4 protein-coding genes and 1 pseudogene are annotated in these 5,793 nt (G+C 34.9%); all 5 read right to left on the bottom strand.

The genetic code is table 11. The annotated features are described in order from the left end of the window. Nucleotides 1-1,742 (bottom strand): PKD domain-containing protein (locus B3J44_RS22500; protein ID WP_286971558.1); only part of this gene is annotated, 1,742 nt, incomplete at its 3' end. A 192-nt stretch (nucleotides 1,743-1,934) separates the two neighbouring features. After that, nucleotides 1,935-3,119, bottom strand: coding sequence for an aldose epimerase family protein (locus B3J44_RS22495; protein WP_286971557.1), 1,185 nt, complete (start codon nucleotides 3,117-3,119; stop codon nucleotides 1,935-1,937). Nucleotides 3,120-3,259: 140 nt separating this feature from the next. After that, nucleotides 3,260-4,768: an L-arabinose isomerase gene (araA, locus tag B3J44_RS22490; RefSeq protein ID WP_286971556.1), complete on the bottom strand. Its 1,509-nt coding sequence runs from the start codon at nucleotides 4,766-4,768 to the stop codon at nucleotides 3,260-3,262. A gap of 160 nt (nucleotides 4,769-4,928) precedes the next feature. Then, nucleotides 4,929-5,630 (bottom strand): L-ribulose-5-phosphate 4-epimerase, encoded by a 702-nt coding sequence (locus B3J44_RS22485; protein WP_144216206.1) that lies wholly within the window; start codon nucleotides 5,628-5,630, stop codon nucleotides 4,929-4,931. Beyond that, nucleotides 5,614-5,793: pseudogene (locus tag B3J44_RS22480) on the bottom strand (ribulokinase); the annotation flags it as partial. The pseudogene B3J44_RS22480 and the gene B3J44_RS22485, both read right to left, overlap by 17 nt.

Here is a 5,793-nt window from a genome sequence, read left to right as displayed (position 1 = left end):
AATGTAGTTTCAGAGTAGCAACAAGGATTGTCATCGTGACTTACCCTAACAGTAATCGTTTCTCTATCTTTAACTGTATTTGCGAATGGGTTTGGCAATGTTTCATACTTATTGCCTTTGCTGTCTATGAAAGTAACTGTTTTTTCAGTTTGAGTTCCCAAAACCTGCTGTGTAACTGTTGAAGTATCAAAAGAGGTAGAAAATCCTGTGTTTAAACTATTTTCGCAAGCGTAAATATTATTGATTCCATATGCTTTAGGCGGTTCTTTCACATCAATTGTTTCCGATAAATTTTCAACAGTTCCATCTTTGCCAGTAACCTTGGCGGTAATAGTATATTTTCCATCGGCCGAAAAATCATGAAAGGGAGATAAATCTGTAGAAACATTATTTGTTCCTGAATCTGGATCTCCGAAATCCCATATAATTGAAGCAATTTTTGACTGATCACTAACACTAAATTCTTTTAAGAATTCAGAACAGATATTCGAAATGTTCATTTCAAAAACATTATTTTTAACCTTATTTACATTTCCTGTCACGTTGATATAAAAATTGGCTTGCGGTTTTCCAAAATCGGCAGTCGAAACATAGCCATTTCCAAGATCAGGATATCCTACTAGTGCTGTACAACCTCGTTGCCATGACACACCCTCACTTTGTGTTGTACCCGCTATAAAGGCAACTCCATCTCCATAAACAATTCCTTTATGAACTTCTACCAGAATTTTTTTTACACCAGCTGGAATTTTGATTGGTTTATCAAAATCTACTTGTATAATCTGAGAGTTCTCATCAATACTCGGCCGCAGCTCTTCATATTGACTGCTTCCTATTAATTTTTTTTCAGAAAAAGAACATGGGAAATTATCATCAATTTCATAGATATTAAAACTAATTTCAGCTAGCCAACCTGTTTTGTTAATTCCAACTTGCCCCGAATTAATTATAAATTCCTCATTATTTGATATACCAAAATCTTTTAAGTTAAAAGTTCTTGCCCAATAAATATATGCCGATGTACATGAATGTATACCAGTATCTATTAATTCGTCATTGAGGTTATGTGAAATTCTAGTGATTGGCCCTAAACTTTTTGTATCAAATACTTCGCCCGTCACATTGATATAAAAATTTGCATCTGGAACAGGAATAGTCAAATCTGTAGTACGCGATAGTCCATGATTTAAGTCACAGCCTAAATACCACGATTCTCCATTGTCTTGTGCAGTACCCGCAATAAAGACTTCTCCCGACTTTGGATTATAAATATCTTTTATCTTATGCACTGTGACCATTATTCTTTTAGTTCCGGCCGGAACAACTATTGGTTCATCAAAATCAAACTGGAAAATTTCTGGAGCACCATTAATAACTCTCGTTGGGTTAAAACTGCGGCTTCCAAGCACCGTTCTTGGAAATGAAGAATAAAAGAAAACAGGAAAATTGTCGTCGATACTATAGACGGTAAAATATAAATTTGAACCTTCATCAGATTTACTAATTCCAATTTGTCCCGATCTAATAACAAATTGTTCGTTTGGTTTTATACCAAAATCTGATAATGTAAATAATTTCGACCAAGCTTCATCTCTATCGCAAGTATACATACTAGTCTTAACAAGTGTTGTTCCAACATTATGGGTCAATGTTATCTGCGCATTTATGCATTGAAAAAACAGAAAAAATAAAAACGAAATTGCTGTATTAAATTTGTTTTTTTGATTTATAGTTATTCTCATTTAAGTAATTTTTGGCCTCTCTTTTAAATTTTTAGGTTTGATTATTAACTCCAAATATAAGAATCAAATGACAGAAATAGGGTTGAAAAAATATTTCTTTGAAACTAAATAATATTCAAAACAAAAAACCCCGAAAGTCAGACACTTTCGAGGTTTTTAGAGAATTACTAAACTAATTAACAGATTCTAAAACTATTTTTTTACCGAGAATTTAAAAGTAGTTTTAGTTTTATAATTTTCTCCAGGGTTTAGAACTGTTGTTGGAAAATTTTTCTGGTTTGGAGAATCTGGATAATGTTCTGTTTCTAAACATAATCCTGTTCTATGTGCAAAAGTTCCTCCGTTTGGCATTGGCAACGTTCCGTCAAGGAAATTTCCAGAATAGAACTGAATTCCAGGCTCGTCTGTTGTCATTTCCATAACTCTTCCGCTTGCTGCGTGGTATACTTTTGCTATGATTGTTTTTCCTTTTTCAGGGTTATTCAACACCCAGCAGTGATCGTAACCTTTTCCTTTTTGTAATTGATCATTTTTAGCATTAATGTCTTTTCCAATTAATTTTGGCGTTCTGAAATCGAAAGGCGTACCAGCAACATCTTCTAATTTTCCTGTCGGAATCAAATCTGCATCAACTGGAACTAATTTATCTGCATTTAATGTCAATTCGTGATCTAAGATTGTTTTGGTGAAATCTCCAGATAAATTGAAATAAGAATGCTGTGTTAAGTTAACAACCGTTTTTTTGTCTGTTGTTGCTTCGTATAAAACTTCTAACTGATTATCATTTGTCAATGTATAAGTCACAAAAACCTTTAAGTTTCCAGGATAACCTTCTTCCATATCTTTACTTAGGTAAGACAATTTTAATGAAGCTGTTTCACCAGATTTAACCTCATCAGCTTTCCAAACCACATTAAAAAATCCTTGCGGACCACCGTGCAAAGCATTTGGTGCATTGTTAATTGCCAATTGATATTCTTTTCCATCTAATGAAAATTTACCTTTTGCAATTCTATTTCCGTATCTTCCAATTAAAGCTCCAAAAAATGGATTTTCTTTTTCGTATTGCGCTAGAGAACTGAATCCGATTACTACATTTTCTGAAACGCCTTCTTTATTAGGCACTTTCAAATCTGTAATTCTTCCGCCAAAAGTGATGATGTCTACTTCCATCCCGTTTTGGTTTTTCAGTTTATAGCTTTCTACTTTTTCGCCTTTAGCAGTAGTTCCGTATTCCGATTTGTCAATTGTAACTAAAGCTTTTGCATCGGTTTCAGCTTTTTCTGTATCAGCTTTTTTATCGCCTTTACACTGAACTGAAACTATAGCAATACCAAGCATGCTTAATATGAAAAGAGAGCGTTTTAATACATTCATAAATGATAATTTTGGGTTTGTAAAAAAGTTAAATGTTAGATGTAAATTGTTAGATGTGAAATTTAATCATTTTAAAAATGTAAAAATTACCTTTTTAAGTTTTTTCACATTTTACATCTTACAAATTACATTTTACCGCCTTATAGTCCGTGTTGGAATAAATGGAAATAGGCTTCGTTAGCATTGATTTTATCTTTAAACTCTCTTACAGTTGTTTTTTCATCAATTACCAATAATTCGATTCCTGCGATATCTGCGAAATCTTCCATATATTCTGTTGTAATAGATTGGCTGTAAACCGTGTGGTGCGCTCCTCCAGCCAAAATCCAAGCTGTTGCTGCAACTTCTAAATTTGGCTTACAATCCCATAGAACGCGTGCAACTGGAAGTTTTGGTAATTCTGCCATTGGTTTAACTGCTTCAACCTCGTTTACAATTAAACGGAAACGAGTTCCCATATCAACCAAAGAAACATTGATTGCATCTCCTGCAGGAGAATTAAACACCAAACGAGCTGGATCTTCTTTCCCGCCAATTCCTAATGGATGTACTTCGCAAGAAGGTTTTCCGTCAGCAATAGATGGACAGATTTCCAACATGTGAGATCCTAAAACGTATGATTTTTGCGGTGTGAAATGATATGTGTAATCTTCCATGAAAGAAGTTCCACCTTCTAAACCAATACACATTACTTTTAAAGCTCTAACCATTGCAGCTGTTTTCCAGTCTCCTTCTCCACCAAAACCATAACCATCGGCCATTAATCTTTGTGTTGCAATTCCTGGCAATTGTTTCCAAACGCCAAGGTTTTCAAATGTATCTGTAAAAGCTCCAAATCCTCCTTCTTCAAGAAAAGCTCTTAATCCTAATTCAATTTTTGCTGCTTCTACTAATGAACTTCTTTGTGCTCCACCTTCTTTTAAAGAATCAGTTAAGTTATAAGAAGACTCATAAACTGCCAATAAATCAGCTAATTGTTTGTCTGTTACTTTCTCGATATGTTTTGTAACATCTGAAGAATCGTATCCGTTTACCGACATTCCGAAACGAATTTGAGCCTCAACTTTGTCACCTTCTGTAACGGCAACTTCACGCATATTGTCACCAATACGAGCTACTTTTAGGTTTTGAAGTTCGTCCCATCCCAAAACCACTCTTGACCAGATTCCTAGTTGTTTTTGAACTCTTTGATCTTCCCAATGCCCAACTACAACTTTACGTTTTTTACGTAATCTAGACATCATGAAACCAAATTCACGATCTCCGTGAGCCGATTGGTTCAAGTTCATGAAATCCATGTCGATGCTTCCCCACGGAATTTCAGCATTGTATTGTGTATGCAAATGGCATAATGGTTTTTTAAGAATATTTAATCCGCCAATCCACATTTTTGCTGGAGAGAAAGTGTGCATCCACGCAATAATTCCGATACAGTTTTTCTCAGAATTCGCGGCCAAACAAACGTCTAAAATCTGCGAAGGAGATTTTACCACATCTTTGTAAACCACTTTTACTGGAATTGAAGATGAAGCATCTAATCCTTTTGCCATTATTTGAGAATGTTCTGCTACTTTTCTAAGTGTTTCTTCACCGTATAATTCTTGGCTTCCTACTACAAACCATACTTCTTTTTGAGAGATATCTATCATTGTTTTTGTTTATTTTGTTTCAAGTTTCAGGTTTCAGGTTGTTGGAATCTGAAAAAGCTTGAATTGTTGTTTTATTGTTTTGTTTATGTTTGTTTCACGTTCCAAGCTTCACGTTCCAACAACTTGAAACTTGAAACAAAGAAAACCTGAAACAAAATTATCACTGTCCGTAATACGAATCTTTTCCGTGTTTACGGTTGTAATGTTTCTTTATTAATGAATCTTTTAATCTTGGTGCATTTGGGTTTATTTGTAAAGTCAAATACGCCATTTCGGCAACTACTTCTAAAACTTTACTGTTGTAAACTGCTTTTGCCGCATTTTTTCCCCACGCAAACGGACCGTGATTTCCAATTAAAATCATTTCTACTTCTTCGTATGAAAGATTTTTTTCTTTGAAACAATCCAAAATCTGAATTCCGGTATTGTGCTCATAGTTTCCTTCGATTAAATGATCTGCCATCGGGGGCGCACACGGAATATCAGCCGTTAAGTGATCGGCATGCGTTGTTCCGAAAATTGGAATATCTTGCTGCGATTGTGCCCAAGCCACAGAATATGTTGCGTGTGTATGTGCAACGCCACCAATATTTGGCCAATTTTTGTATAAATAAGCGTGTGTTTTCGTGTCAGATGACGGACGCATTGTGCCTTCGATAACATTATTATCGAAATCGACAATTACGATATCTTCAGGTTTTAAATCTTCGTAAGGAACACCGCTTGGTTTAATGGCAAAAACACCATTTTTTCTGTCAACGGCACTTACATTTCCGAAAGTATACACCACCAAATTCAATGCATTTAACTGCATGTTGGCTTCGTAACATTCTTGTTTTAAATCTTTATAAAGAGAACTCATTTTGAGAAATTTTAATAGTTGGATCTGCGAAAGCACTTAATTGTTCGTATGCTAAAAGCAGTTTATGATACGCTTCAACCTTGTGTGTTTGAGGGAAATATTCTCCATCAAAATCACTTCCGATTTTCTGGCTTGCTTCGATTACGTTTGGATAAATTCCGGC

It is taken from the genome of Flavobacterium sp. UBA4854 (assembly GCF_002399805.1).
In the GTDB taxonomy this organism is placed as follows: domain Bacteria; phylum Bacteroidota; class Bacteroidia; order Flavobacteriales; family Flavobacteriaceae; genus Flavobacterium; species Flavobacterium ginsengisoli.
The sequence above is the reverse complement of the archived record's forward strand: the minus strand, read 5'-3'. Positions and strand labels throughout refer to the sequence as shown.